Origin of the sequence: Streptomyces pristinaespiralis (genome assembly GCF_001278075.1) — a bacterium.
GTDB lineage: Bacteria > Actinomycetota > Actinomycetes > Streptomycetales > Streptomycetaceae > Streptomyces > Streptomyces pristinaespiralis.
In genome coordinates, this window is record NZ_CP011340.1 from 2,260,685 (window position 1) to 2,286,701 (window position 26,017).

Annotated in this window: 20 protein-coding genes, 2 pseudogenes and 1 riboswitch; of the genes and pseudogenes, 9 read left to right on the top strand and 13 right to left on the bottom strand. The window is 71.3% G+C overall.

Annotated features, from left to right (window positions below; translation table 11 throughout):
• Positions 1–11 precede the first annotated feature (11 nt).
• The 3 genes from SPRI_RS09420 to SPRI_RS09430 are packed head-to-tail and all read left to right on the top strand — an operon-like array spanning position 12 to position 3,776.
• Positions 12–1,730 carry a class I adenylate-forming enzyme family protein gene (locus SPRI_RS09420; protein ID WP_078951235.1) on the top strand — a complete coding sequence of 573 codons (1,719 nt, stop codon included), beginning with the start codon at positions 12–14 and terminating at the stop codon, positions 1,728–1,730.
• The gene (locus tag SPRI_RS09425) at positions 1,727–2,695 is read left to right on the top strand and encodes a 2-amino-3,7-dideoxy-D-threo-hept-6-ulosonate synthase (RefSeq protein WP_005310740.1); all 969 of its coding nucleotides are present in this window, start codon (positions 1,727–1,729) and stop codon (positions 2,693–2,695) included. The genes SPRI_RS09420 and SPRI_RS09425 overlap by 4 nt, the downstream gene beginning before the upstream one ends.
• Positions 2,667–3,776: a 3-dehydroquinate synthase II gene (locus SPRI_RS09430; RefSeq protein ID WP_005310742.1), complete on the top strand. Its 1,110-nt coding sequence runs from the start codon at positions 2,667–2,669 to the stop codon at positions 3,774–3,776. Before SPRI_RS09425 ends, SPRI_RS09430 begins: the two co-directional genes overlap by 29 nt.
• Before the next feature lie 98 nt (positions 3,777–3,874).
• Here SPRI_RS09430 and SPRI_RS09435 read toward each other — a convergent pair whose 3' ends face one another.
• A complete protein-coding gene (locus tag SPRI_RS09435) occupies positions 3,875–4,480 on the bottom strand; it encodes a response regulator transcription factor (RefSeq protein ID WP_005310744.1) in 606 nt (201 codons plus the stop codon).
• Between the two features lie 30 nt (positions 4,481–4,510).
• Positions 4,511–5,050 (bottom strand): Rossmann-fold NAD(P)-binding domain-containing protein, encoded by a 540-nt coding sequence (locus SPRI_RS09440; RefSeq protein WP_053556852.1) that lies wholly within the window; start codon positions 5,048–5,050, stop codon positions 4,511–4,513.
• A gap of 233 nt (positions 5,051–5,283) precedes the next feature.
• On the opposite strand from SPRI_RS09440, the gene SPRI_RS09445 reads away from it, so the two are divergent.
• Positions 5,284–6,246, top strand: a complete 963-nt coding sequence (locus tag SPRI_RS09445; protein ID WP_234020360.1) for a helix-turn-helix transcriptional regulator — start codon at positions 5,284–5,286, stop codon at positions 6,244–6,246.
• Between the two features lie 94 nt (positions 6,247–6,340).
• On the opposite strand, the gene SPRI_RS09450 is transcribed toward SPRI_RS09445, so the two are convergent.
• The 4 genes and pseudogenes from SPRI_RS09450 to SPRI_RS09465 form a co-directional block, all read right to left on the bottom strand.
• Complete coding sequence (locus tag SPRI_RS09450) at positions 6,341–6,598, bottom strand: hypothetical protein (protein ID WP_005310751.1); 258 nt, start codon at positions 6,596–6,598, stop codon at positions 6,341–6,343.
• A gap of 716 nt (positions 6,599–7,314) precedes the next feature.
• A complete protein-coding gene (locus SPRI_RS09455) occupies positions 7,315–8,193 on the bottom strand; it encodes a LysM peptidoglycan-binding domain-containing protein (RefSeq protein WP_005310753.1) in 879 nt (292 codons plus the stop codon).
• A gap of 2 nt (positions 8,194–8,195) precedes the next feature.
• Positions 8,196–8,358, bottom strand: a riboswitch (cyclic di-AMP (ydaO/yuaA leader).
• A gap of 424 nt (positions 8,359–8,782) precedes the next feature.
• Positions 8,783–11,473, bottom strand: coding sequence for a cellulose binding domain-containing protein (locus SPRI_RS09460; protein ID WP_005310756.1), 2,691 nt, complete (start codon positions 11,471–11,473; stop codon positions 8,783–8,785).
• Between the two features lie 126 nt (positions 11,474–11,599).
• Positions 11,600–11,922: pseudogene (locus SPRI_RS09465) on the bottom strand (TetR/AcrR family transcriptional regulator); the annotation flags it as partial.
• On the opposite strand from SPRI_RS09465, the pseudogene SPRI_RS37005 reads away from it, so the two are divergent.
• Positions 11,893–12,087 (top strand): annotated as a pseudogene (locus SPRI_RS37005) (FAD-dependent monooxygenase); the annotation flags it as partial. The pseudogenes SPRI_RS09465 and SPRI_RS37005 overlap by 30 nt on opposite strands.
• A gap of 80 nt (positions 12,088–12,167) precedes the next feature.
• Here SPRI_RS37005 and SPRI_RS09470 read toward each other — a convergent pair.
• From SPRI_RS09470 to SPRI_RS09480, 3 genes are all read right to left on the bottom strand, one after another.
• The gene (locus SPRI_RS09470; RefSeq protein WP_005310761.1) at positions 12,168–13,646 is read right to left on the bottom strand and encodes a glutamate--cysteine ligase family protein; all 1,479 of its coding nucleotides are present in this window, start codon (positions 13,644–13,646) and stop codon (positions 12,168–12,170) included.
• 175 nt (positions 13,647–13,821) lie between these two features.
• Positions 13,822–14,814 (bottom strand): helix-turn-helix domain-containing protein, encoded by a 993-nt coding sequence (locus SPRI_RS09475; protein WP_234020361.1) that lies wholly within the window; start codon positions 14,812–14,814, stop codon positions 13,822–13,824.
• 169 nt (positions 14,815–14,983) lie between these two features.
• Positions 14,984–15,784, bottom strand: coding sequence for a peptidoglycan DD-metalloendopeptidase family protein (locus SPRI_RS09480; RefSeq protein ID WP_005310765.1), 801 nt, complete (start codon positions 15,782–15,784; stop codon positions 14,984–14,986).
• A gap of 303 nt (positions 15,785–16,087) precedes the next feature.
• Here SPRI_RS09480 and SPRI_RS09485 point away from each other — a divergent pair, with 303 nt between their 5' ends.
• Complete coding sequence (locus SPRI_RS09485) at positions 16,088–17,518, top strand: hypothetical protein (RefSeq protein WP_037773555.1); 1,431 nt, start codon at positions 16,088–16,090, stop codon at positions 17,516–17,518.
• Between the two features lie 750 nt (positions 17,519–18,268).
• On the opposite strand, the gene SPRI_RS09490 is transcribed toward SPRI_RS09485, so the two are convergent.
• The 3 genes from SPRI_RS09490 to SPRI_RS38805 are packed head-to-tail and all read right to left on the bottom strand — an operon-like array spanning position 18,269 to position 19,921.
• A complete protein-coding gene (locus SPRI_RS09490; protein ID WP_005310769.1) occupies positions 18,269–18,703 on the bottom strand; it encodes a hypothetical protein in 435 nt (144 codons plus the stop codon).
• On the bottom strand, positions 18,687–19,415 hold the full coding sequence (locus SPRI_RS38800; protein ID WP_234020511.1) for a transposase: 729 nt from the start codon (positions 19,413–19,415) through the stop codon (positions 18,687–18,689). Before SPRI_RS38800 ends, SPRI_RS09490 begins: the two co-directional genes overlap by 17 nt.
• Positions 19,379–19,921, bottom strand: coding sequence for a transposase family protein (locus SPRI_RS38805; RefSeq protein WP_050791459.1), 543 nt, complete (start codon positions 19,919–19,921; stop codon positions 19,379–19,381). Before SPRI_RS38805 ends, SPRI_RS38800 begins: the two co-directional genes overlap by 37 nt.
• Before the next feature lie 93 nt (positions 19,922–20,014).
• On the opposite strand from SPRI_RS38805, the gene SPRI_RS09505 reads away from it, so the two are divergent.
• Positions 20,015–20,623 (top strand): YdeI/OmpD-associated family protein, encoded by a 609-nt coding sequence (locus tag SPRI_RS09505; protein WP_182327834.1) that lies wholly within the window; start codon positions 20,015–20,017, stop codon positions 20,621–20,623.
• A gap of 479 nt (positions 20,624–21,102) precedes the next feature.
• Here SPRI_RS09505 and fusA read toward each other — a convergent pair whose 3' ends face one another.
• On the bottom strand, positions 21,103–23,196 hold the full coding sequence (gene fusA / locus SPRI_RS09510) for an elongation factor G (protein WP_005310773.1): 2,094 nt from the start codon (positions 23,194–23,196) through the stop codon (positions 21,103–21,105).
• Positions 23,197–23,765: 569 nt separating this feature from the next.
• Between fusA and SPRI_RS09515 the strand changes: the two genes are divergently transcribed.
• Together SPRI_RS09515 and SPRI_RS09520 are read left to right on the top strand one after the other, a co-directional pair.
• Complete coding sequence (locus tag SPRI_RS09515; RefSeq protein ID WP_005310775.1) at positions 23,766–24,239, top strand: MarR family winged helix-turn-helix transcriptional regulator; 474 nt, start codon at positions 23,766–23,768, stop codon at positions 24,237–24,239.
• Positions 24,240–24,405: 166 nt separating this feature from the next.
• A complete protein-coding gene (locus SPRI_RS09520) occupies positions 24,406–25,998 on the top strand; it encodes an MFS transporter (RefSeq protein WP_005310777.1) in 1,593 nt (530 codons plus the stop codon).
• Positions 25,999–26,017 lie beyond the last annotated feature (19 nt).

Genomic DNA, 26,017 nt, shown 5'->3' on the forward strand with positions numbered 1-26,017 from the left:
GAAGGAGGAACATGATTACCACCCGATCCGTGCCCTACGTACGCCGTATTCTCGACGCACTCGGCAGGGACCCCGACCGGGCGGTCGTGCACCGGCGCGACGGAAGCGTCGCGGCGGGTGAACTGACCGACTCGATCCTCGGCACCACGACCCTGCTGTACGACCACGGTGTCGGAACGGGCGACACCGTCGCCGTCCTCACCGGACCGAACCATCCGCTGATGCTCAGCGCCCGGTACGCCGTCCACCTCTTGGGCGCGACCTCCGTGTACGTACGGTCGATGAACCCGAGGACGGACACAGAGACCTTCTCGGTCAGCACCCAGACCGAGCTGCTGCGCGACCTCGGTGTGCCGCTCCTGCTGGTGGACGAGGAGAGCGCCGAGCGGGGGCGCTGGCTGTCCAACCGTCTGCCGGGGCTGACCGTCCTGCCGATCCCGCCGGGCGCCCCCGCGCACCCCGTGCCGCTCGGCCGGCTACGGGAGGGCCGGCCGGACGCCCTGGCGGTCGTCGACTTCACCAGCGGCGGCTCCGGCCGCCCCAAGATGGTGGCGCAGCGCTACGGCACCCGTGAAGAGCTCGTCAGCCGCCTCGCACATGGCCTCGATCCCCGGGGACCCGCGACGCTGCTGTCGGTCACGCCCATCAGCCATACGACGGCGCCGATGGCCGACGCCGTCCTGCTCAGCGGCGGGACGGTGGTGCTGCACGACGGGTTCGACGCCGACGACGTGCTGCGCGCCTTCGCCGAGCAGCGGGTCACGGACGTCTACCTCGCCGTCCCGCACCTGTACCGGCTGCTCGACCATCCGGACATCGCGAGGACCGACCTGTCGTCCCTGCGCCGCATCACCTACAGCGGCACACCGGCGGCGCCGGCCCGGGTGGCGCGGGCGGTGGAACTCTTCGGCGACGTACTGATCCAGGTGTACGGCACCACGGAGGCCGGCGGCATCAGCAGCCTCAACCCACTGGACCACCGTGAACCGGAGCTGCTCGGCTCCGTCGGCCGCCCCTTCCCCTGGGTGCGCGTGGAGATACGCGCTCCGGGCGGGGGCCCGGTGGTCGAGCGCGGTGTCACGGGCGAGATCTGGGTGAACTCGCCCACCGTCACGGCCGGTTACCTCGACGACGTGGAGCTCACCGGCACGGCGCTCAAGGACGGCTGGCTGCTCACCGGCGACCTCGGGCACTGGGACCGGTACGGCTACCTCCGCCTCGACGGCCGTGTCGGGGACGTCATCAAGCACGGGGGTCTCAAGCTGGATCCGGCCGCCATCGAGCGGGCGCTCCTGGGACACCCGCAGGTGCGGCAGGCCACGGTCTTCGGCGTACGCGACCGGGACTACGTGGAGCAGGTGCACGCCGCCGTCGAACTGCACTCCGGCGCCTCACGGACCTCGAGCGACCTGCGGGGGTACGTCGCCGCGACGCTCACGCCGGAGCACGCGCCGGTCCGGGTCTCCGTGTGGCCCCGGCTCCCGCTCACGCCCTCGGGAAAGCCCGACCGCACCTACCTGCGCTCGGTCACGGCACCACCGGACGAGACCCGTCCGCCAGCCGCCCCGGCGCACGACATCCGGACGCCCGTGCGCGCCCACCGGCGCGGCGCGGTGCCCGGTACGAGCCCCCCGCGCGAAGCCACCGCGCGGGCCGATCCCGTCCGCAGAGGCGGCGCGGGGTCCTTGCCCGATCACGCAATCCCGCGAAGCAGAAAGGGCGTCACATGACCTCATACGGCCACTTCGCCCGGTCGCTGCGGCTGCGGCGGCTCTACCGCCACAGCACTGCCGGCCTGATGATCACCCCTCTCGACCATTCGATCAGTGACGGTCCCGTGGTGCCCAAGGGCACGACGCTCGACCACCTCGCCGGCCGGCTCGCGGCCGGCGGTTCGGACGCCGTCGTCGTGCACAAGGGCAGTGTGCGGCACATCTCTCCGGAGCGGTTCGCCGCCATGTCGCTGATCATCCATCTGAACGCGAGCACCAGCCGGGCGCTCGACCCGAACGCCAAGTACGTCGTGGCCGGGGTCGAGGAGGCACTCCGCCTCGGCGCGGACGCGGTGAGCGTCCACGTCAACCTCGGCTCCGACGACGAGCGGGAGCAGATCGGCGACCTGGGCAGGATCGCCGACGCCTGCGACCGCTGGAACCTGCCGCTGCTCGCCATGGTGTATCCGCGCGGGCCGCGGATCACCGATCCCCGGGACCCGGAGATGGTCGCGCACGCCGTGACGATCGCCGCCGACCTGGGGGCCGACCTGGTCAAGACCGTGTTCCTGGGGTCGACCGCGGAGATGCTCGACCTCACCGCGGCCTGTCCGGTCCCGGTCCTCGTCGCCGGGGGCCCCGCCCTCGACAAGGAGGAGGACGTGCTCGCGTACGTACGCGACGCGCTGGCCGGCGGCGCGGGGGGAGTCGCCATGGGACGCAACATCTTCCAGGCCGCCGACCCGCGGCGGCTGGCGGCGAAGGTCGCCCGGCTGGTCCACCACTTCCCCGAACAGCACTTCGGTACCGGCCCGTTCGCCGGCGGCGACGCACGGCTCGACGGCGAACGCCTCACCCCGCACCACCTGGACGACACGCACCTCGACCCCGCGCATCCCGACCATCCACGCCTCGACGACTCACGTCTCGACGTTTCGACAGGAGGTCCGCATCATGACGGACGCCAAACTGTGCTGGCTTGACATCCGCGACGCCGGCTCCGCCACCGCCGCCATCCTGGAGGAGGCGGTCCACCAGCGCATCGACGGCGTGGTCGCCGCCGATCCCGCCGCCTTCACCGGTCTGCCGCCGACCGTCCGCAAGATCCTTCTCTACCCGGACGGGAACGTGCCGGACGACATCGGCACGGCCGACCTGGTCGTCGTGCCCGGCGGCAAGGACGCGCGCGCCCCGCTCGCCGAGGCGCACCCGGACGTGGAGTTCGGCCGTTACGTCGAGATCGTCGACGCCGACACCCTCGAGGACGCCTGCCTGGCCGCGCGTCTGGAGGCCTGGAGCGTCCTCGACTTCCGCGACCCCACCAAGATCCCGCTGGAGATCGTGATCGCGGCCGCCACCGGCGCACCGGGGTCGATCATCACGACCGCCGCCAACCAGGAGGAGGCCGAGATCGTCTACGGCGTGCTCGAACTGGGGTCGGACGGTGTGCTGATGCCGGGCCGCACCGTCGGGGACGCGACCGCGCTGCGTACGGCCGCGTCCTCCCGTACCGGTGAGATCCCCCTGGTCGAGCTGACCGTGACCGCGGCGACCCACATCGGCATGGGCGAGCGTGCCTGTGTCGACACGACCACCCACTTCCGCAAGGACGAGGGCATTCTGGTGGGCTCGCACTCCAAGGGCATGGTGCTCTGCGTCAGCGAGACGCACCCGCTGCCGTACATGCCCACGCGGCCCTTCCGGGTCAACGCGGGCGCGCTGCACTCCTACACCGTGGCGCAGAACGGGCGCACCCACTACCTGAGCGAACTGCACGCCGGCAGCTCGGTCCTGGCGGTGGACGTCAAGGGCCGCACCCGGCCGGTCAGCGTCGGCCGGGTCAAGATCGAGACCCGTCCGCTGATCTCCATCGACGCGGTCGCCCCCAACGGACAGAGCGTCAACCTGATCCTCCAGGACGACTGGCACGTACGGGTCCTTGGCCCCGGCGCCTCGGTGCTCAACAGCACGGAACTGAAGCCCGGAGACACGATCCTGGGTCACCTGCCGACGGCCGACCGTCATGTGGGCTACCCGATCAACGAGTTCTGCCTGGAGAAGTAGCAGCATCCGCAGCACATCGACGCACCGTCCGAACACGCCCCGCCCCGGCACCCTTCGTGCCGGGGCCGGCGCGCGTCCGGCCCCGTACCGCCCCGCGCTCACAGCCAGCCGTGTTCGCTCGCGATGCGCGCGGCATCGAACCGGTTGCGGCCGCCGAGCTTCTTGATGGCCGCGGAGGTCAGATTGCGTACGGTGCCGGCGGCGAGATACAGCTCCCCCGCGATCTCCTTCACGCTGGCGCCCCCGGCGGTCAGCCGCAGGACGTCCATCTCCCGGACGCTGAGCGCGGTCTCCCCCGCGACGGCCGGTCTCAGCAGCGCGGGATCCACCGTCAGGCATCCGCCCGCCACCCCCATGAGCGTGGTCACCAGTTGCGGCAGCCGCGCGTTCTTCGGCACGACGCCCAGGGCGCCCGCCGCCACGGCCCGGTCGACCACCGCGGGCGTGGCCGCGCCGACCATCAGGGCGACGCCGCACCACGGGTGCGCGGACCGGACGTCGGTCGCGGCCCGCAGAGCCTTGCCGCCCATGGTGCTCTCCCCGAGGAGCAGCACGGTCGGCCGGTGCCGTTCGACAGCGGGCATGACGGCCTCGTAGCTGGTGGCGAGACCGACGACGTCCAGCCCGTCGGTGCCGTTCAGCGTTTCCGCGAACGCTTCCAGGACGAGTTGGTGATCGCCGGCGACGACGACGCGAATGGACATGTCCTACCCCCGTGACGATGTGATGGATGATCAGGCGGACCGTCTGCGGTCCGGGGTGCGGCTCAGTGCCGCGACCAGCCGCTCCACCGCGGAACGGGCCGGCTGGTCGTCGCACCGTGCGGCGTGCGCGGCGGCTGGGGCGCCCGGGTCGACCTCGATGTGCGGTGCGCCCGCCGGCAGGGCCAGGGCGACGGCGGACGAGACGGCGTGGAAGGTCTCCACGAGCCGGTCGGACGCGCCGCACCGAGGGACGACGACGATCGAGGCGCTGACGGGCCCGATGTCCGCGGAGATCTGGCCGGGGAGCCCGGCAACCGCCTCTGTGTCCTCGGCGTCCACCTGGTAGGGCAGTGCCACGTGTCCGATGCCGGCGAGCTCCTTGCAGAGGAAGGCGGCGTTGGTCGCCGCGTCGTCACCGCGTCCCGGATGCCCCGCGCCGACCACGGCGACGGCCGCACCCGCGGCGCAGAGCCGTGCGGTGATGGCCCTGCCGATGCCCGTGGTGCCGTCGACGACCAGGACGACGCAGCCGGCGAGCGGCGCGGGCGCGTAGGACGCTGCGAGGGACACGGCCGGCTCCTTCGGGAGTTGCGACAGACTTGGGACGGTCCTGAATCCCGCCGCCCTGTCAAGAAGATCGATCAGCGGGTAACGTGCGGAAAGCGTGCGGAGGGTGAAAGGAACTCACTGTCGGCGGATGTGTGCGGGTCGGCCGAAGTGCGTTCCGAAGGGCCCTGACACGTGGGTGAATAAACGTTCAACCGTGGTCAAGGGGGAAACACCACGTGGATGAAGTTTCGTCATTGGATCAAGAGACCCTCGCGGTCTACCGCGCGATCCTGTTCCACAAGGAATACGACCCGAAACGGCTCGCGGACCTTGTGGACAGCAGTTGTGAGGAAGTCGAGGCGGCACTCGACCGGTTGTCGCAGCTCTCCCTCCTCGCACCGTCCCAAGTCGCTCCCGGCCAGCTGCGGGCGGTGAATCCGTCGCTCGGCCTGAAGGTCCTGCTCCAGCGGGAGGAACGCGAACTGGCCTGGCGTCAGCAGCGGATCGAGCAGAACCGTGCCGCCCTCGCCGCGCTCGCGGCCGAATACACCGCCTCCGGCTGGGCCGGGAACCTCGACGGAACGGAGCTTCTCGACAATGTCGACGACATCCGGATCCGCCTCGAGGCCCTCGCCGAGTCCTGCACGCGGGAATCTCTCGCGTTCCACCCCGACAACACCCTCACCGAGGGATCGGTCGAGGCGGGCCGCCCCCTCAACGAGCGGGCCCTCGCACGCGGTGTGCGCTTCCGCTCCATCTACCTGGACAGTGTCGCCAACGACCGCGTCACCAAGGCGCACGCGCAGTGGATGGCGGAGCGGCAGAGCGAGATACGGACCTCGCCGACCCTGCCGATGCGGCTGCTCATCGTCGACACGTCGGCCGCGATCGTCGCCGGCCTCCCCGGCCAGGCCCAGCCTTCGGCCCTGCTGTTCAGCAGTCCCCCGGTGGTCCTGGCCATGCGGGCGCTGTTCGAGGCGTACTGGGAGCACGCCAGCCCGATGGACGCCCCGGTCTCCCGGGCCGGCGGACTGACCCCGCAGGAGCGCAAGTTGCTCCAGCTGCTCGCCACCGGACTCACCGACGAGGCCGTGGCCAGGGCGCTGGGCATCGGGGTGCGCACCGAGCGGCGCATCGTGGCCGAGCTCATGGAACGGCTCGGGGCGTCCAGCCGGTTCGAGGCCGGCGTGCAGGCCACCCGGCGGGAGTGGATCTGACGCCGGTCCCTGCGGGCCGCCGGCACGGTGCCCGCGACGGTCATCGCGGAACTCCGGGTCCTCATCACTGTCGTCATCGTCGGCTCCGGTGCGGTTACGGCCAGACGAAGTCGTCGGGCATGCCCGGCCGCCCGGGGCGGTCGGGGAGGGCGGGAAGGTCGGGAAGCAGGGGCAGAGCCGGGCACACGATGTCGTCCAGGTCCGACGGCGTCGGCCAGACGAAGTCGTCCGCGGCGGCCGGCGCCGTCCGCGGCGCCTCGGCCGCCTGCGCCGGGGAGGCCAGCAGGATGCCGCCCAGGAACGCGGCGGCGACGGCGGATGCGGCGGCGGTACAACGGGTGGCACGGGACATGGAGTGTCTCCATTCGTGGCTGCGGGTGCGGCGTACGTTCCTATCCGGTGTCCTGAGGCGGCCGGTTCGTTACTGCCGTCCGGCGCCTGACACGAGGTAATCACCGGGAGGGGCCGGCTGTCCGTATTCAGCCAGGCCAGGAAGCTGCACGGCAGGGAGTTGCCTGGCTCCGCCGGCCACCCGGGCCGGGTCGCCGGGCGCGTACCGCGCCCTTCCCGGACACCTGTGACCTGCGGCGTTCTGCCGCACGGCCCGTGCGATCGGCCCACCGGGGGCGGGGTCGCGCCGCACCCCGTCGACATCGGCGCGGACACATCAACGCGCCATCGACCGCCGGAGCCGACGCCTCCACGATGGCACACGGGACCTCGCGAGCCGCTCGAGAGCCGCTCGAGGGCCCTGGGCCCCGAGCCTTCGAGCCGGCTGTGCGACCGTCCTGTCCGCGACTCCGGGCGCCGCGCCGTGCCCGTCGCTCCCCGTTGCCCACTCACCGGCCCGCTCGACGCCGCGCGGGCCGCTCGCTGCCCGCGCGGCACCTCACCTCGGAACGCCGGACAGGGGCACGGACAGAGCCGTGGGCGGGCCGTGCGGCCGGGCGGGCGGCTGCGGGCGCGGCTTCGGACACGGCAACGGGCCGGTGCCCGGGACGCCGTGAGGGCGTCCCGGGCACCGGCCCGTCAGGTGGAGGCGGCTGGTCGGCCGGCGCTCGGGTCCCGTCAGTAGGGGCCGTTCACGTTGTCGATCGAGCCGTACCGGTCGGCGGCGTAGTTGCACGCGGCGGTGATGTTGGCGACCGGGTCGAACAGGTCGTAGGCCGTGCCCTCGACGTGGTAGGCGTCGAAGGTGGGCTGGATGACCTGGAGCAGGCCCTTGGAGGGCGTGCCGTTGATGGCGTTGATGTCCCAGTTGTTGATGGCCAGCGGGTTGCCGGAGGACTCACGCATGATGTTGCGGTGGATGCCTTCGTAGCTTCCCGGGATGCCGTGCTGGGCCATGACGTCCAGCGATTCGCGGATCCAGCCGTCGAGGTTGTTCGCGTAGGCCGGCTTCGCGGGCGCCGCGGCGGCCTGGGCCACCGGTGCGCTCTTCCGCTCGGAGCGGTCCGCGCGGGCCGTCTCGGCGGCGCGCTCGGCCTTCTCGGACGTCTCGGCCTCTTCCGCGGCCTTCGGGGCGGCCTTCGCCTCGGCCTGCGGCTTCGCCTTGGGCGCTGCTTCGGCCTTGGCGCCGATGGTCAGCCGGAGACCGGGGTGAATCAGCGCCGGGTCAGCTCCGACGGCCTTCCGGTTGTCCTTGTAGAGCTGCTTCCAGCCGCCGTTCAGGGAATGCTCTTCGGCGATCTTGTAAAGCGAGTCACCGGCGACCACGGAATACGTGACGGTGCCGGCCTTCTTCGCGACCGCCTGCGCGGCGGCGGCGACCGTCTTGGCCGGGGCCACGGTCCGCTCGGCCGCGGCGGGGGCCGCCGCGGGTGCCGCGTGAGCAGCGGTGCCGCCGATGAGCGGCAGGGCGAGCGCGGCGCCGCCCGTGCCGGCCGCGACGAGTCCACGGGTCAGTGAACGGGACTTGGGACGACGGTGCTTACCCTTTGCGGGCATGGCGAATTCCTCTCCGTCGCCTGCGAGGTGAGCTGTCGGGTTCGGGCTGGAGATGCCCGGCCGCAGGTGAATGCGACTTAACCCCGAGCCGTTCCGGATTCCGGTTCGGCGACTTACCTGGTTCCCCCGCTCCTGCCGTACGTGAAGTGTGGGTGCGGTTTCCGGACGGCGGCAGGATTCGGCGGTCCACCCGGATTGACGGTGACCGTAAGCGAGAGCGTCCCCGCGAAACAAGTGCCGAATTACTGATCACAATCCGAATGGGGCTTCCGCGCGCGGCTTTTCAATTGTCGGTTCCCCGTCAAGAAACTCAAAGCCCTTCCCGGGAAAGGGAAGTACGTCGTCCGGCGTCACCTTCCGGACCGCCGGGCAGGTGACGGACATCACGGGCTCCGCGTGCAACCGCCCGGAACGCCATAGCGTCTCAAGAACGCCAACTCACAACAATAAAACCCAATTGGACTTAACGAGCAAGACGGAAAAACAAGCCATACTGGACATCAGGGGCCGAACATGCCGTCCGGAGAGGGCCCATCGGCCGCGGGTCCTGACCGGCACACGAGCCGGCCAGGACCCGGAGGTCACGTCCTCACCCTGTGGTGCAGTTCTCACCGCCCGAGGTGAAGGCGGACGGTGCGGTGTTGCGGCCCGACCAGCCGCCGGTGAACCCGAAGGACACCGACGCGCCGGCGGCCACCTTGCCGTTCCAGGAGACGTTCTCGGCCGTCACCTCGGCGCCGCTCTGCCGGTGTGCGGCGTTCCACATCTGGCCGACCGTCTGCCCGTCGGGGAAGCTCCAGCGCAGCTGCCAGCCGTCCAGGGCGGCGTCGCCCTTGTTGGTCAGCGTCACCTCGGCCTGGAAGCCGCCGGACCACTGATTGGTGATCTTGTAGGCGACCGAGCACCCCGCGTCCCCCGGCGGGTCCGGGTCGGGGTCGGGATCGGTGCCGCCACCGTCCGACGACTCGCCGTACTGGATGCCGCGCCCGTTGGTCGACACGTACACCCGCCCGTACACCCGCGGGTCGCCGGTGATCGCGGCGCCGGTCCAGCCCCACTGGTGGGCGTCGTCGTTGATCCGCGTCCAGTCGGCGCCGCCGTTCGTGGACCGGAAGATGCCGCGCACCCCGCCGATCTTCGCGCTGACGAAGATCGTCTGGTACGACGCGCCGGGCGCCGCCTTGCCGAAGCCCACGGCATCCGCCTGCTCGACCCCCTCGACCCTCCGGAAGGTCGCGCCCGAGTCGGTCGAGTGCCACAGTCCGTACGTCCCGGAGGCCGTGCCGCCCGCGAGCCACACGTCGCCCTCCGCACCGGGCAGGGCCTTGAAGCGGACGTTGCCCTCCTGCGGCAGACCGCTCGACGCCTTGGCGGTGAACGTGGCGCCGCCGTCCTGCGACACGTAGAAGGTGCCGGCCTTGTACCCGTAGAACTTCTTCGGGTTCTTGCGGTCCGACTCCACCGTCGCGCCGGCGGGGATGCCCGTGGACGCCTTCCACGAGCTGCCGTACCCGGTGGTGTGGTGCACGCCGGCGCCGTCCGGGCTCCAGACGAAGCCGCTGCCGTCCGCGGCGGCGGCGACCGTGCCTCCGCCCGTCACACCCGAAGGTTGCGAGCCCTGGAACCAGTTGGCGCCGTTGTCCGTGGAGAAGCCGATGTGCGGGGCGGCGTCGGCGTTGCCGACCCGTACGACCGTGGCGGGCGCGGCCTCCGCGAAGTCCAGGCTCGTGGTCGACGAGAGATTCGGCGAGGTGAACATCAGAGGCGGCACGGCGTCGAGGTCGGTGTGCCGGAAGCCGCCGATGTCACCGAGGGCGCTCAGCAGCGGTGCGCCCGACGGCGGGCTCACCAGGTCGTTGACGGCCGTCTCCTCGAGCCCCTTCACCATGGGGGTGATGGTGATCCGGCCGCCGGAGTCCCAGGTCCGTAGATTCTCGCTGCCGTAGACGGTGGCTCCCGTGCCGTACATCATCCGGTCCGAGTCGAACGGGTCGATCTCCAGCGCCTCCGTCATCCAGCCCAGCTTCGGCGTGACCTCGGGAGGGGACGGGTTCGCGCCCCAGGACAGCCAGGGCACCGAGGAGATGTCCTGCGTGTAGCGGAAGGAGCGGTCGGGGTAACTGGTGTAGTCCCAGGCCCTGGTCCAGGTCTCACCGCTGTCCGTGGAACGGAAGATCTGCGTGTCGGGCCACCAGGAGCTGTAGGCCGTGGCCATCAGGGTGCCGGGCCGCTGCCGGTCCACGCTCAGCCCGCTGAAGCCGGAGTAGGTGTCGGCCTCGGCGGTCGGGCTGGTGTCCTTCCACTCGCCGGTCGCCGTGTCGTACCGGGCGATGCGGCCCTTGGCCCCGTCGTACGGGCCGCCGGTGTCGCTCAGGGTCAGATGGAGATGGCCGGTCCCGGAGTCGAGCACCCCCTTGTGCGCCAGGTAGCCCGTCGGCTGTCCGGCGATCCGGGACCAGGTGGCGCCGCCGTCCGTGGAGCGGTAGACGGTGTTCTCCTTGTCGGCGACCCCCACGTAGATGTGCTGTGTGGCGCTGCCCGCGCTGCCGGAGCGCTCGTCGAAGGTGACCCACACGACGCCCTGGTTGTCGTTCGCGTAACCGCTGGTGTCTGTCGGGTCCTGGGCGTAGTTGCCCGGGTTCGGGAAGGCGGTCACCTTCGACCAGGTCACTCCCGAGTCGGTGGAACGCCAGAGCCCGTGGCCGCTGGGGGCGCCCAGATAGAGCACCGAGTTCTTGTTGGGGTCCACCGCGAGCCGCTCGCCCATGCCACGGCCGGGCATGTTTCCGCCGAGCTTGAAGGGCAGAGTGGTGGCCTGCCAGCTGGCACCCCGGTCGGAGGAGCGCAGGACGGCGCCGTTGGTGGGGTCCCAGCTGTTGGTGTACGTGCCCACGGCGGCGTACACCTTGTCCGGGTCGACCGTGTCGGAGGCGAGGCTCACGACCCCGGTCCAGCCCCACCGGTCCCAGTCGACCCAGTCCAGCAGCGGGGTCCACTCCTTGCCCGCCTCGTTCCAGCGGTAGGCGCCGCCGATGTCGGTGCGGGCGTACGCGAGGTCCTTCTCCGAGCGGTTGAAGACGATGCCCGGCACGAAGCCGCCGCCGTCGATGCGTACGTTCTTCCAGGTGTAGGTGTCCGCGGCCGTCGACACATCGGATGGTTCGGCGACGGGGGCGGATTCGCCCGAGCGTGCCACGGCCGGGCTGCCTGCGGTGAACAGCCCGGCCGTCAGGGCGAACGCAGCCAATAAGGCCGCGAGTGGTCTGGCGCTTCTGCGCACGGAAACGTCCTCTCCGAGCAGGACCGCCGAGAGCGGCGGCACGAGTGGTATACGGAGGTGGGAGCGCTCCCAATGCGGACGATGGTAGCGGGGTGAGCCTTGCGGGAGAAGAGTGGTGCCGCCGACTCATCCGATGACTGGCGGGCTCACGCCGGGGACCGGGGTGAGTTTGACGGCCACGGCGTCGAGGATCCGGTCCAGGCGGTCGTGAAGGATGTCCCCGCGTCCACGTCCGTGCCGTCGTACGCGGCCTGGGTCAGCGCCGGGAAGCGGCCCGTGGCCGGCATTCTCGTCACATGCGGGCCAAAGGCGCGCTGCCAGTCGCGCTCGGAGCGGCCCGTGGCCCGCTCGGCCCGCAGGTTCGCGATCTCACGCCTGATCGCGCCGGTGAAGTAGGCGCTGACGGTCTCCACGGCCTGCATGACGGTGCCGAGGTCGGCGAGGCCGTCGCCACCGGCCCTGGAGATCCGGACGAGGCCGTCCGCGCCTTCGAGGAACAGATGTGGGCACGGGCCGGCAGGTGGGCGGAGATCACGACGGCCGGTCCGGAACGCCTCGTGAGCCCGGACCCCGCCGAAGCCCTCGCCCTCTTCGACCAGGTCCAGCCGTCCTGACCGCGGTCGGCTCCGCGCGGGCCGTCGTACGTTCCATGGGGCGCCCGCTCGACGACGGGCCCTGACGGCGACGGGCCTCGTCATTCCACGGGCCAGGTGTGGGCCGGTGCGTTCAGATGCATGTAGTCGATGTACTGCCGGGTCATCCGCCGCAGCGCCTCGTGGTGGTCGACCCGGGACGTCGAGTCGATGTGGTGGTACATCTCCGCCTGCCACACGGCGCCGTTCCGGGCGGTGACGCAGCGCTGCTCGATGATGCCGAGCAGCGGCTCCCGCCACGCCGAGTCCATGCCGGAGAGCTCCAGCCCGCGGTGGGCCATGGGGAGCAGCCGCCTCAGTACGAGCTCGGGCGCCGGGACCTCGCCCATCCCCGGCCAGTACAGGCCGGCGTCGATGCCGTGGCGGGCCGCCGCGTGCAGATTGTCCTCCGCCGCCTGGAACGACATCCGGGACCACACGGGCCGTTCCTCGTCCACCAGTGCGCGGGTCAGCCCGTAGTAGAAGGCGCCGTTGGCGAGGACGTCGGCGACGGTCGGACCGGCCGGCAGCACCCGGTTCTCCACGCGCAGATGGGGCCTGCCGTTGGCCACGGCGTAGATCGGACGGTTCCAGCGGTAGATGGTGCCGTTGTGCAGGGTGAGCTCGGGCAGCTCGGGGACGTCTCCGCCGTCGAGCGTCGCGCGCGGGTCCTCCTCGTCGCACAGCGGAAGCAGCGCGGGGAAGTAGCGCACGTTCTCCTCGAAGAGGTCGAAGACGCTGTTGATCCACCGTTCGCCGAACCACACCCGCGGCCGGACCCCCTGCACCTTGATCTCCTCGGGGCGGGTGTCGGTGGCCTGCTCGAACAGCGGGATGCGGGTCTCCCGCCACAGCTCCTTGCCGAACAGGAACGGCGAGTTCGCCGCCAGCGCGACCTGCACCCCGGCGACGGCCTGCGCCGCGTTCCAGTAGGCGGCGAACTCCCCCGGCGAGACCTGGAGATGGAACTGCGTACTGGTGCAGGCGGCCTCCGGGGTGATGGTGTCCGCGTAGGTGCGGAGCCTGTCCACCCCGTCCACCGCGATCCGCAGGTCCTCGCCCCGCGCCGCGAAGACCTGCTCGTTGAGCAGCCGGTACCGCGGGTTCTCCGAGAGCGCCGCCTCCCCCACGTCCCGCTGCCGCAGCGTCGGCAGGATGCCGATCATGGCCAGGTGGGCGCCGACCTCGGAGGCCCGCTCCTCCGCGTGGTTGAGCGCGTCGCGGATCTCCCGCTCCCAGGAGTCGGGGCCGCCCGCCGTGAGGGTCCTCGGGGGGATGTTGATCTCCAGGTTGAACCGTCCGAGCTCGCTCGACCAGGCCGGGTCGGCGATCGCCTCGAGGACGTCGGTGTTGCGCATCGCCGGCTCACCGGCCTCGTCCACCAGGTTCAGCTCGATCTCGAGACCCACCTGCGGGCGCTCGGACTCGAAGCGCGCCTCGCGCAGCATGAGCGCGAACGTGTCGAGGCAGCTCTGCATCTTTTCCCGGTACCGGCGGCGGTCGTCACGGGTGAAGACGAGCGCCGGGACGTCACGTCCCATGGGCCCTCCCTGGGGTCTCGTCGGGCGGGCACGGCTTTCCTTCAATGTCCCACTCCTCGGCCGCACCGACCAGCGGTGCGGCCCGTCACCCGCCCCGCGGCGCGGCGCCTCGGACCGACCGGTCGCCTCGGCGCGCCGCGAGCCGCCGGCCGCCCACGCGCGGCCCGCCACGACCTCAGTGCGGCGCGCCCGCCAGCAGGTCGTCGCCCAGCCGGGTCCTGCGGTGCAGCACGCGGATCCCCTGGCGGTGGGACGAGAGCAGGCCCGCGTCGCGCAGGACCGAGACATGGCGGCTCGCGGTCGAGGCGGCGAGCCCCAGCGCCGCGGCGATGCCCGTGGTGGTCATCGGCCGGTCCAGTTGCCGCAGCAGCCGGGCTCGGGACGCGCCGATCAGCTGGGCGACCGACGACAGGGGTTCGGCGCGGCGCGCCCGGGCGAGCCACTGCGGCTCGGGTGACAGCGGATGCACCAGTACCGGCGGCAGCTCCTCGTCCACCAGGGCGAGCGGGGCGCGTACGCAGAAGAACGCGGGGACGAGCGTCAACGACCGTCCCTCGAGGCGCAGTTCCCGGTCCACCGGGTACGGGGCCCGGAGCCTGCCGCTCGCGCATTGCCATCCCGGGAGCTCGTCGTACCCGGTGAGCAGCCCCTCGGCGCCGTGGACCAGCGCGGCGTCCGCCCGTGCGGCGCGGTCGGCGGCGGCCTGCGCGCGCATCACGGACAGGTACGGCTCGACGGCCGCGGTGTAGTAGCCGCGCAGCGCCCACGCGAGCCGCCGCAGCGCTTCCGGCCTGCCCTCGGCGAGCGGCCGCACGCCGGGCGGGACGGCGCGGCCGGAGTCTGCGTACAGCCGGGACAGCTCGGCCGCCAGTCGTCGCCTGGGCGTGGCGAGCAGCCGGTCGAGGGCGGTGTCGAGGTCCGTGTCGCCGCACCCGGGTGTCAGGAAGTCGGGGAAGTACCCGCTGGGCGGGCAGAGTCCCATCAGCGCCCTGGTCGCCGGGACGAGTCCGGCGCGGGCGAGGGCGGCACGGGCCTCGTGACGCCAGGGGTCGAAGGCGAGCGCGGCCTGCCGGTTCTGGAGCAGATGGAGGCTGAGGGCGGTCTCCCACAGCGGGTCGACTCCCGGCGCGACGCGCAGCCTGGACAGCTCCCCGCTGCTGAAGTCCACCCGCAGCACTGGCCCACCCCCGGTGGTCACCGGCGTCCCGTGCGCCGCCGACCGGAGTCTAAGCGCGTCGCGTGTCGCGGCGCAGCCGTGCCGGAACACCGGAAGGGCTCCGTGACCGGAGCCCTTCCGCGAGAGGTTCGCCCGCCCGCCGACGGCGGGTGACGGGTGTTCAGCAGAGCGGGACGCCGGGCAGCACGGCGTCGGGGTGGTCGATGTAGATGTTGCTGATGAAGCCGTTCTGGTCGCGGAGCTTGCTCCACCAGTTGTTGGTGTAGCCCTCGGCGTTGACGGTGTCGCCCTGCTTCTGGCACAGGACGCGCACGGCGGTCGGCCCGGCCAGCGTGGTGACGACGGGGGCGCTCAGACGGGCGTCGGCGCGGACGTTGACGCCGCTGCCCCAGGTGTTGAACGGCGTGCCGGTGCCGCCGCAGCCGTTGTCGCTGGTCAGGTACGCCTGATGGTAGCTACCGGGGTAGGACAGTCCGGAGCCGTTGATGACGATGTTCTGGCCGACGCCGTTGTAGAGCTGCTCGTAATGGATGTGCGCGCCGGAGGAGTTGCCGGTGCTTCCGGTGGTCCCGATCTGCCGGCCCTGGGCCACGTATTCGCCGCTCGCGACGGAGTAGGCGGCCAGGTGGAAGTAGTACGTCTTCCAGCCGCCGCCGTGGTCGATGACGATGTAGTTCCCGGCGCCGCCGGCCTGGTAGTGGCGCGTGGCGGTCCCGGCGGCCGACGCGAGGACGGGGGTCCCTGCGGTCGTTCCGCCGTCGGCCCGCACGAAGTCGAGTGCGCGTCGGACCTCGGCCGAGTGGTGGCTGTAGGTCCATCGCTGGCCGCAAGGGTAGGGGGCCTTGAAGTTGGGACCGGCTGCCGCCGCGGACTCCCCGGCGTACGCCGGGGCGGCGGACAGGCCCGTGAGCGCGAGAACGACGGCGGCGACCACGGCGGAAAGGCGTCTGAGGAACCTCACGATTGCTCCTTGGTGGGGGAGGCGGCTCTGGCGGGGCACGTCGAGCCGCGGACGCTGTGAGTCCCCGGGAACGTAACGGGGTGCCTTGTCCATGACAAGAACACCGGGCCACCGTTCGCCCAGGATCGAATGTCTTGCACCTGACAATCGCGGCCGTCACCCTGACGGCCTCACCCTGACGGCCGAAGACCGGGGCCGCCGGCTCTCCCGTGCCGCGAACGTGTCGAAGACATAGGTATGACAAGTCGACGCAGTTCCCTGCGGAACGCGACCGGACACGACTCGACGAAGGGGAACGAGAGCATGCGCTGGAGACGAACGAGCGCCATGAACAGCGGCCGTGGAGCGCGGCGCCGGCCGGTGGTCTGCATGCTGCCGCTGCTGGCACTGACCGCGGCGGCGCTGGGCACGGGCGCCGCCGCCGCCGATCCGCACACGGCCGAGTCCGCCGCCGCCCACCGGCCGGCCTCGGCCACCGAGCGCACGGCACCGCCAACGGCTCCCGCCCCGGCACCGGCCACGGAGCGCACGGCACGGTCAACGGCTGTCCCCCGGGCCACAGAGCGCACGGCACCGACACCGGACATCAGGGTCTCCTGGAGCGTGGACCTCGCCGCCGGTTCGGAAGGCGGATCCGACGACGACGCCAACGTCCGCCACGCGAACGGCGCACTGCGCATCCGCGACACCTCGCTCCCGGACGCCTCGGCGGGCACGGGTCGCGGCCAGGGCTCCGCCGTACTGCCGGTGCACCGCCTGGAGACCGGCGCCAACCGCGTCGCCGCCGAGGTCGGGGCGGAGCTTCCGCCGGGGGCCGCGGTGGAGGTGGACATCCGCGGCCGCGACCGCAATGGCCCCTGGACCGAGTGGCGCGAGGCCCTCGCCGGCGTACCGGCCGAACTGCCCCGTACCGTCACGGAGGTCCAGGCACGGCTGATCCTCCAGGGCGGCAGGGACCGGTCGGGCCCCGCGGTGAAGTCTCTGCGGCTCACCGCCGACAGCGTGGCCGTGGTCTCTCCCCGCCCGGCGTCCGCCGAACCGTTCACCGCCCGCGTCTACGCCACCCGCGAGGGCCTGGTGGGCGGGACCACCGCCAACGGGCATGTGATCAAGCCGAACGACCACTTCGTGGCGCTGCCCTCGAGGCGGGGACTGTCCCCCAAGGGCAGCGGTGAGTACTCGGTCCGGGTCTGCGGGCCCGCCCGCTGCGAGACGGCGCCGGTCTGGGACGTCGGCCCGTGGAACATCCGGGACGACCACTGGAACCCGTCCTCCGTACGGGAGACGTTCAAGGACCTGCCCCAGGGGATGCCAGAGGCGCAGGCGGCGTACGAGAGCGGCTACAACGACGGCCTCGACGGCTTCGGCCGCCGCGTCCTCAACCCCGCCGGCATCGACCTGGCGGACGGCACCTTCTACAACGTCGGCCTGAACGACAACGGCTGGGTGACCGTCACCTACCTGTGGACCGGCGACGGCACCACCACCAAGTCCTTCCCGACCTGGGGGACGGACGTCGGCATCCGTCAGTCGGCCACCACCGCGTCCACCCGCGTCACGGCGCTCCCCGGCCCGACGACGGTACGGATCCGCTGCCAGGTGCGCGGCCAACTGGTGCAGACCGACGGCTACAGCAACGACGCCTGGTCCTACCTGCCCGACTACGGCGGCTACGTCTCCAACATCTACATCGACGTCGCGGACTCCTGGCTCCCCGGCGTCCCCACCTGCTGACCGGTCCCCGCGGCGGAAGCCCGCTCTCCGCGGAGTCCGCCGGATGTATGCGCCGAGCGGCCGAACGGTGATGCCCGAACAGGGCCGCCCTCCCCGGCCACGGGCAGAACGGCTCCGCTCACTCCGGTCACGGCGAAGGCCTGCTGATCAAGGAGCCGATGCCACGTCAACTACTTTCGCACTCCGGGTATTCGGCTCGGAGCGTGGCAAGGAGAGGGCAGCGGCCGGCCCTCCGTCGGCTCGGGCGGCCGCCGGCGGCACCCGGCTCGTGGAGCCGGGGCCGCCGACGCTGCCGGTCAGACGCGGCCCGGGCCGAGCGCCGCCAGTTGTCCGTGCCCTCGCCAGGACAAACCCGATGTGCAGGCCGAGATCGGGCGGGTCAGTGTCCTGCGCGCCGCTGCGCGTTCCGCTGTGCCTGAGGCGGTTCGTCGCCTCTCAGGACAGGGAGTACCAGGCTGTGCTGTCCGCTGCAGCTCCGGATGACGTGCTGGACCATGGCCGTGCTGGAGCCGGCCGTCACGATCAGCCTGGTTCTGCGTCCCTCCGCCATAAGTCACGTGGCCGAGGGACGGTCCACCCGGACCTCACCGGCGCATCACCCCGCCCGCGCGAACGGGCGGTGAGCCATGGATCCGCGGCAGCAACAGCTCAGTCCCCGTCCGCGTCCCCTTGCACGGCGGTGAGCTCGCCCAGGGTCCGCATGATCGCGACCCGCGCGGGCAGGCACATGGTCGGCCCGACGCCCATCGGCTATTGAACGGCGAAGAGGTCGTCGAGCGGTGCCGCGGCAGATGCGACCTCGTCCTTCGTGAAGCCGGTCCTGAACCGCAGCTCCTTCTCACCCAAGGTGGCGACCGCAACGTCGATCAACGGCCTCCACAGCTGCCCCGCCGCCAGGGGGACTTCGCCGGTCGAGGCGGCGCCATGTCCTTGTTCGCCGGCCGATGCCGAGATGCGCAGTGTCCGGCTGTCCGAAGCGCTCGGCGAGACGAAGTGGACGTCGACCGGTCCGGCGAGGAGAGACTTCCGGATTCGACGAGCCAACTCAAGAATTTCGCTCGGTGATTGCACCGGAAAGCCGGATTCGAGCACCACATCCTCGGGGATGCTGTTGAATTCCTTCGTCACCTGAAAGACGGTCGAGAACTGCTCGGCAGTCATTGTCGCGTCATGGGTGCTGTGCACGTGCTGGTACCTTTCCGTACTGCTGAAACTCATCGATGTAGGTCTTTCCCTCTTTGAAGGTGAAGACAGTTCCGCCGTCGTTGATGACGCCGTCGACGTAGTACTCCAGCGCGTTCGGATCGACGTCCTTGACGTAGTGCTCGAAGCCGCCCGGATCATTGAACCGCTGCCGTGAATGATGGGTCTTCAAAGTTGAGCGGTGCGGAGGTGTCCGCGGGCTCGGCGGGTGGTGACGCAGCGTGTGCGTAGGCGTTGGTTGGCAGGGTTGCGGCAGCCGAATGCGTTGCGGGCGAACGAGCTTGATCACGCGATTGATCCCTTCGCTCTTGGCGTTGCTGTGTCCGGTGTCGAATAACGCGGCCGGGTCGCTCGCCCGTCCGCGCCGGCCGCGGCTCTCGGCGGTGGCACGACGCCTGACCATGGACAGCATCTTGTTGGCGAGCTGGACCACGTGGAAGTGGTCGACCACGACGGTGGCGTGCGGCAGGCCGATGCGGATCGCGGCGCGGTAGGTGACCGACATGTCGATGGCGACGTAGCCGATGCCCTTTCTCCAGTCCAGGTCGGTGGTGGCGAGCCAGGCCAGGACATCGGTGACGGTGCGGCCCTCGACTTGTCCGAGCAGCCCGCCGTGGCCGAGGGCGTCGACGAAGCCGGTGTGCCACCGGTCCCGGGTCAGGCGCCACTTGCCGGTCTCCGCATCCTTTCCCAGCTCGACCGTCCGCGGCGGGTCTCGTCGATGCCCAGCACTGTGACCTGCGGCAGAGGTGCCTCGGTGACGTCGCGGGCCTGCGTGCGGAAGGCTTCCATCACGGTCGGCCAGGACAAATCCAGATCCCGTGCGGCCTGGATGACCGTGGAGCCGGCATCCCGTATGCGGCACCCGGCCGCACCCCGCAGCCAGGCGGTCAGCCTGGCACCGGCCGGGATCTGCGGGATCTGCTCGGTGAAGGACCGGCGAGGGCAGCCGGCCTCGCGGCACCACCAGCGGCGCTTGTGCCAGCGGAACTCCAATCCGCTCTCGCCGTAAGGGAGATCGCGTGGCCGGGTCACCGCCGAGCCCTTAACCCGGGTGGCGAACACCCCGCAGGCCGGGCAGGCTCTGGCTGTCTCGTCGGCCGTGACCAGGTGGACCCTGCGTCCTCCGTCGGCCAGCCGCTCACCCCGCGCGACGGACACCCCGTCGAGGTCGAGCAGCAACGTCGTATCGTTGACCAAGCCCGTGCCTCCTGCATGATCGTTCTGCGTCGAGAACAGAGATGATCACGCAGGCCCACGGGCATCTGCATCCGGGGCCGTGCCGAATGCCTCATGACAATCGGCCGAGTGTGGTTCGCTGCTGGGGTGACTCAGGACTTGGAGATCGTCGCATTCGAATCCGCCGAGGCATTCCAGGCATGGCTCGGCGAGAACCACGCCGACTCGCCCGGCATCTGGCTCAAGCTTCGCAAGAAGGGCCCCGGAATCGCCGCGCTGGACTACACCCAGGCGCTCGACGCGGCACTCTGCTACGGCTGGATCGACGGCCAGAAGGCCAAGTTCGACGACCAGTGGTGGCTCCAGCGGTTCACCCCTCGCAAGCTGCGCAGTAAGTGGTCCAAGGCCAACCGGGACAAGGTGGCCGCCCTGATCGAGCAGGGCCGGATGCGTCCGCCGGGACAGGCCGAGGTCGACCGCGCCAAGGCAGACGGCCGCTGGGAAGCGGCCTACGACGGCGCGAAGACCGCCACGGTGCCGGACGACCTCACGGCGGCCCTGACCGCCGACCCGGCCGCGGCGGAGTTCTTCGAGACACTGGACCGGCAGAACCGCTACGCGATCCTGTACCGGATCCAAGACGCCAAGAAGGCCGAGACCCGGGCGCGCCGGATCGAAAAGTACGTAGCGATGCTGGCGAAGGGCGAGAAGCTGCACCCGTAGTCACGGAGAGGGACCGTGGCCTTGTGATGCTGCCCTGGACTCCCGGCGCGACTGCGGCGCCCCGGCAGCAGCCACCAACCGCCGTCGCTGAGCGTAACGAAACGTCAGAGGCCCTGAGTAGGCGCACCGCTCAAGATCGAAGACCCTGAATGATCGGCGATGTTTTTCGAAATCGGATCTACCTGCGGACACGGGTTCAGACCCAGCGGGTCCACCCATGTCAGCGGATTGTGCACATAGACGGCGGCATTCGGAGCCGGGACTAGGCCGAGCGGGTCGACGCTCAGGTAGCGAGACGTCCCGCACCCTCGCCTCTGTCGTCTGTTCACACAGGATCGTGCCGTCCCACGTGAAGGAGACCTGCTCGATAATTGTGCCCATTCGGAAGCGCGGCGGGGCCGCGGCCTGGCGGGTGTTTTGGAAGGCACGCCCGACCCCGAAGCGGGGCCGTCCTTCGAGGACGGCCCCGCACGGCGGCGCTACGGTGACAGCACCCCGCCCGTCACCGAGGCCGGTGCCGGCGCGTAGCCGGCGGGCCGGGTCGTGAAGGTGCCCCGGCCCTGGGTACGGCTGCGCAACCGGTTCGCGTAGCCGAACAGCTCGGCCAGCGGCACGGTCGCGGTCACGACCGCGGTTCCGGACCGGGTCTCCTGGCCCGAGACGCGTCCGCGCCTGGCCGCGAGGTCGCCGAGCACCGTGCCGACCGCGTCGTCGGGAACGGTGACCGTGACCTCCACGACCGGTTCGAGCAGCGCCATCACGCCGGTGCGCAGCGCCTCACGCAGCCCGAAGCGGCCCGCGGCCCTGAACGCCGTCTCCGACGAGTCCTTGGAGTGAGTGGCCCCGTCGGTCAGCGTCACCCGCAGCCCGGTGACCGGATGACCCCCGAGGGGGCCCTCCGCCAGGGCGTCCCGGCAGCCGGCCTCCACCGCACGGACGAACTCCTGCGGCACCCGCCCACCGGTGACGGTCGACGAGAACGCGAAGCCCTCCGCACGGTCGTCGTCCGGGTCCAGCGGCGCGACGTCGAGCACGACATGCGCGAACTGCCCGGCGCCGCCGTCCTGTTTGACGTGCCGGTACACCAGACCCGTCACCCCGCGCACGACGGTCTCGCGGTACGCCACCTGCGGACGGCCGACGCCGACCTCCAGCCCGTGGGCGCGGCGGATCTTCTCCACCGCGACCTCCAGGTGCAGTTCGCCCATGCCCGACAGCACGGTCTGGCCGGTCTCCGGGTCGGTCCGGGCCGTCAGGGAGGGATCCTCCTCGACCAGTCGCGCCAGCGCCGTCGCCAGCCGGTCCGTGTCGAGGCGGCTGCGCGCCTCGACCGCCACGGTGACGACCGGAGCGGCCGCGGTGGGCGGTTCGAGGAGCAGCGGCGCGTCCGGCGTGGACAGCGTCGCACCGGAACGGGCGGCCTTCGGCCCGATCACGGCCACGATGTCCCCGGCCTCTGCCCGGTCCACCTCGGCGTGCCGGTCGGCCTGTACGCGCAGGATCCTGCCGATCCGTTCCGAACGGCCGGCGCCCACGTCCAGCACCGTGTCCCCCTTCCTGAGCGTGCCCGAATAGACACGCACGTACGTGAGCCTGCCCGTGGCGGTGGAGTTCACCTTGAACACCAGCCCGGCGAACGGCGCCTGCGGGTCCGCCGGCCGCTCCTGCCGGGCTCCGTCACGGCTGCCCCGCACCGGCGGTACGTCCGGCGGCGAGGGCAGATAGGCGACGACGGCCTCGAGCAGCGGCTCGATCCCGCAGTTGCGGTACGCGGAACCGCACAGCACCACGACGCCCTCACCGCTGCGGGTCAGGTCGCGCAGGGCACCGGTCAGGGTCCGCTCGGAGAGGGCGGACCGTTCGCAGAACTCCTCCAGCGCCTCGGGGTGGAGTTCGGCCACGGCCTCCTCCAGCAGGCGACGGCGTCGCGCCGCCTCGGTGAGCAGGTCGTCCGGTACCGGGCCTTGTTCGTACGTGTCCCGGCCGGCGGTCCAGATCAGCGAACGCATGCGCAGCAGATCCACCACACCGGTGAAGCCGTCCTCCTGCCCCACTGGGAGCTGGACCACCAGCGGGACCGTGCGCAGCCGTTCCCTGATCGACCTGACGGCCTGGTCCAGGTCCGCACCGGCGCGGTCCAGCTTGTTGACGAACGCGATCCGGGGCACGGCGTGCCGGTCGGCCTGCCGCCACACGGCCTCGCTCTGCGGTTCGACACCGGCGACGGCGTCGAACACGGCGACAGCGCCGTCGAGCACCCGCAACGAACGCTCGACCTCGTCGGCGAAGTCGACATGGCCGGGTGTGTCGATCAGGTTGATCCGGTGACCGTCCCAGTCGCAGCTGACGGCCGCGGCGAAGATGGTGATGCCGCGGTCGCGCTCCTGCGGGTCGAAGTCGGTGACGGTCGTGCCGTCATGGACCTCACCCCGTTTGTGGGTGGCGCCGGTGAGATACAGGATCCGTTCGGTGACGGTCGTCTTGCCGGCGTCGACGTGGGCGAGGATGCCCAGGTTCCTGACGCGGGTCAGCGGGCTGGTGGAAGCGGATCGGTGTCGCGGGTCGGTGCGCACGGCCCATGGCCTTTCAGGTGTGTCGGAAGACAGGCAGCGCAATTCCCGTACGGGCGGCCCAGGTCACGGACCCCACGCCGCGGTCCCCGGTCGGTGCACGGGGGCGTGACGGCATGCCGGGCGGGCGACCCTGCGGTCGCGTCCCACGGCAGGCGGGGGTCAGGCGTTCGTCACGGGCTTCCGGTGGCGGCCGCGCAGCCGGCACCGGGTGGACGTGGACATCAGGATCACGTCGTAGCGTGACCGGGGAACGACGACGGCAGTGCGGCAACGCATGGTCGTGCTCCCCTCGATCCGACGCCCGGACGGCGCTGCGATGCCGTGTGCACCGCGCGGGCCGAGTCTAGGGAGACGGGCCGTGCTCGCGACACCGGTTTTCGACAGGGCCGTTCCCGCGTCCGCCGTTCTCGAGCTCCCCGTTCTCGCGTCCGCCGTACTCGAGTTCCCCGTTCTCGCGTCCGCCGTTCTCGCGTCCGCTTCTTGACCCGGCTGCTTTCGGCTCGGCTGCGGCCGGGCCACGGCTCGGCCGCTTTTGACTTAGCTATGAGGTCATACCTACTGTGGAGTCCATGCCCGGCTCCGCCCTGCCCTCCCAGGACCTCGACCGCGTGGCCTCGGCCCTCGCGGCGACCCTGCCTGTGCTGCAGCGCGCCATCGAACGCCGGGTGGACCTGGAATCCCCGCACGTCAAGCCGCCGGAGGGGCAACTCGCACTGCTGCGGTTCGTCGCCCGGTACGAAGGCACGACCGTCCGCGAGGCGGCCCAGGCGCTGCTCATGAAGCCGAACAACGTCAGCGCGCTGATCTCCCAGCTCACCGGGCGGGGACTGCTCGAACGCCGGCAGGACGACGCCGACAAGCGGATCGTGCGTCTGCACCTCACGCCGACGGCCCGACGGGAGCTCGCCGCGGTCAGGCGCATCGAGAACGCACACCTCACACGTGCTCTCCGTGCCCTGACCGAAGGGGAGATGGACGCTCTCGGCTCGGCCGTGGGCGCGCTCACGTCACTGACGCGCCACCTCCACTCCGCGGGCGCCTGACACCGCTCGCCCCCGAGGACCGGGGGCGAGAACCGGCTCGCGGACGCCCCCGTTCCCGCGGCCGCCCGCCCGCGCCCGGCCGTGCGCCGTGGCGCCCCCGGCCGGCCCCGCGGGACGTTCACGCCCACTTCCGTCTCATCGAGATTCGCACAGAGAAGACACATCGATGCCGTCCACCACCGTGGATCACTCCCCCCTGCCCACCTCGCCCGGGCCGGACACCGCAAGGCCCGGCCGGCTGCGGTCGAACCCGTGGCTGACCCTGCTCGCCGTCGCCTGCGGCCTGTTCATGGTCCAGCTCGACGGGTCCGTCGTCGCGATCGCCAACCCGGAGATCGGCCGGGACCTGAACGCGTCCACCGCGGACCTGCAATGGGTCACCAACTCCTATCTGCTGGCCCTGGCCGCCGCGCTGATCCTCGGCGGCAAGCTGGGTGACCGCTTCGGCCGGCGCACCTTCTACATGATCGGCCTCGCGGGCTTCACCGCGGCCTCCCTGGCCATAGGACTGGCCGGCTCGATCGAGGGCGTCGTCGTCTTCCGCGCGTTCCAGGGCCTCTTCGGAGCCATGCTCGTACCGAACACGCTCGGTCTGCTGCGCGCCGTCTTCCCAGGGAACAAGTTCGCCATGGCGGTGGGCATCTGGGCCATGGTCGCTTCCGTGGCGACCGCGCTCGGCCCCATCGTCGGCGGACTGCTCGTCGAACACGTCAGCTGGGAGTCCGTCTTCTACATCAACCTGCCCATCGGCCTGGTGACACTGGCGTTCAGCGCGACCGTGCTGCCGCAGAGCAGGAACGCCGGCGGCCACCACCGCTTCGACATCCCCGGCGTCGCGCTGCTCGCCCTCGGGCTGCTCAGCCTGGTCTTCGGTGTCGTCAAGGGCGAGACATGGGGCTGGACGTCCGCCGGCACCCTGGGCACGGTCCTGGCCGGTGTCGCCGTCCTCGTACTGTTCGGCCGGTACGAGAGCCGGACCGAGCACCCGCTGCTCCCGATGCGGTTGTTCCGCAGCCCCGCGCTGGCCGTCGGCACGGTCGTCACCGCCCTGAACTTCTTCGTGATGCTCGGCGTGATCTTCTTCGTGATGCTCTACCTGCAGAACGTGCGCGGCTTCACCCCTGTCGAGGCGGGTGTGCGCACCCTCCCGCTGAGCATCGCCTCCCTGCTCGCGGCCCCGCTGGGCGCCGCGCTGACCGGCCGCTTCGGTCCCCGTGTCGTCATGCCGCTGGGCATGCTGCTCCAGGCGGGCGCCACCTTCGGCATGCTCACCTGGGACGCCGACTCCTCCTACACCGCCCTGTGGCCGCCGTTCATCGCGCTCGGGCTGGGCGTCGGCATGGTGCTGTCCGCCTCCTCCGACGCCATCGTCGGCAACGCGCCGGTGAAGGACGGCGGCGTGGCCGGCGGCCTCCAGGCGACCGCGCTCCAGGTCGGCGGCGCCCTCGGCACGTCCGTGCTCGTCTCCCTGATCACCGGCCGGGTGGGGTCGACCCTCCAGGAGGAGCTGACACGGGCGGGCGTCGCCCCGGCGGTGGCCGGCAGGCTCCACGAGGCCAAGGACGCGGTGGCCATGGGCATCGCGCCCGTGTCCGGCGACATGCCGGCCCCCTTGCGGGCCGCGGTCGTCGAGGGCAGCGGCCAGGCGTTCATGAACGGCGCGCACACGGCCGTGCTCGTCACCGGTGTCCTCTGTGTCCTCGGAGCCGTCGTCGCCGCGGCCGGCATCCGGCGCTCTCCACAGGCCGCGGGCCACTGAGGCGCGTGACGAGGGCGGT